The 1,610-nt window shown below is 55.7% G+C and carries 1 rRNA gene; it reads left to right on the top strand.

Going from position 1 to position 1,610, the window contains the following annotated elements:
* Window positions 1-47: 47 nt before the first annotated feature.
* A 23S ribosomal RNA gene (locus QSK35_RS42500) occupies window positions 48-1,610 on the top strand; the annotation flags it as partial.

Raw genomic sequence — 1,610 nt, 5'->3', positions numbered from 1 at the left:
GTACCGTTCGTTCTTTGAGAACTGCACAGTGGATGCGAGCATCTTTGTAGCAAGTTAGTAAGGGCATACGGTGGATGTCTTGGCACCAGGAGCCGATGAAGGACGTAGGAGACTGCGAAAAGTCTAGGGGAGCTGTCAACCGAGCTGAGATCCTAGAATTTCCGAATGGGGAAACCCGGCCCCAGTCATGTGGGGTCACCCATACCTGAACACATAGGGTATGTGGAGGGAACGCGGGGAAGTGAAACATCTCAGTACCCGTAGGAAGAGAAAACAACCGTGATTCCGTGAGTAGTGGCGAGCGAAAGCGGATGAGGCTAAACCACGTCTGTGTGATACCCGGCAGGGGTTGCATTCGTGGGGTCGTGGGACCTCTTGGCCAGTTCTGCCGGACTGGCAAGCAGTCAGAAAACATTGTGGTTAGAGGAATACGTCTGGAAAGCGTGAGCGTAGAGGGTGAAACTCCCGTACTCGAAAACTCGATGTCTGCTTAGAGTGTTCCCAAGTAGCAGCGTACTCGTGGAATTCGCTGTGAATCTGGCGGGACCACCCGCTAAGCCTAAATACTCCCTGGTGACCGATAGCGGACTAGTACCGTGAGGGAAAGATGAAAAGTACCCCGGGAGGGGAGTGAAATAGTACCTGAAACCGTGTGCCTACAATCCGTCGGAGCCTTTTGGGGTGACGGCGTGCCTTTTGAAGAATGAGCCTGCGAGTTAGTGCTGTGTGGCGAGGTTAACCCGTGTGGGGTAGCCGTAGCGAAAGCGAGTCTGAATAGGGCGTTTAGTCGCATGGTCTAGACCCGAAGCGGAGTGATCTAGCCATGGCCAGGGTGAAGCGCGGGTAAGACCGCGTGGAGGCCCGAACCCACCAGGGTTGAAAACCTGGGGGATGAGCTGTGGTTAGGGGTGAAAGGCCAATCAAACTCCGTGATAGCTGGTTCTCCCCGAAATGCATTTAGGTGCAGCGTCGTATGTTTCACCGCGGGGGTAGAGCACTGGATGGTCTAGGGGGCCCACAAGCTTACCGAAATCAACCAAACTCCGAATACCGTGGTGTGAGAGTGCGGCAGTGAGACTGCGGGGGATAAGCTTCGTAGTCGAGAGGGAAACAGCCCAGAACGCCAGCTAAGGCCCCTAAGTGTGTGCTAAGTGGGAAAGGATGTGGGGTCGCACAGACAGCCAGGAGGTTGGCTTAGAAGCAGCCACCCTTTAAAGAGTGCGTAATAGCTCACTGGTCAAGTGGTCCTGCGCCGACAATGTAGCGGGGCTTAAGCACACCGCCGAAGCTGTGTCATTCAGCTTTAGAGCTGGATGGGTAGGGGAGCGTCGTGTAGCCATTGAAGCTGCGGAGGAATCCAGTGGTGGAGGCTATACGAGTGAGAATGCAGGCATGAGTAGCGAAAGACGAGTGAGAAACTCGTCCGCCGGATGACCAAGGGTTCCTGGGCCAGGCTAATCCGCCCAGGGTAAGTCGGGACCTAAGGCGAGGCCGACAGGCGTAGTCGATGGACAACGGGTTGATATTCCCGTACCCGTGTGAACGCGCCCATGGCGAACCTTGTGATGCTAACCGCCCGAAGCGCGGTCGGAAGTCCTTCGGGACCATGA

Origin of the sequence: Lentzea sp. NBRC 105346 (assembly GCF_030269605.1) — a bacterium.
Lineage (GTDB): Bacteria > Actinomycetota > Actinomycetes > Mycobacteriales > Pseudonocardiaceae > Lentzea.
This window is presented reverse-complemented; position numbering and strand designations above follow the sequence as displayed.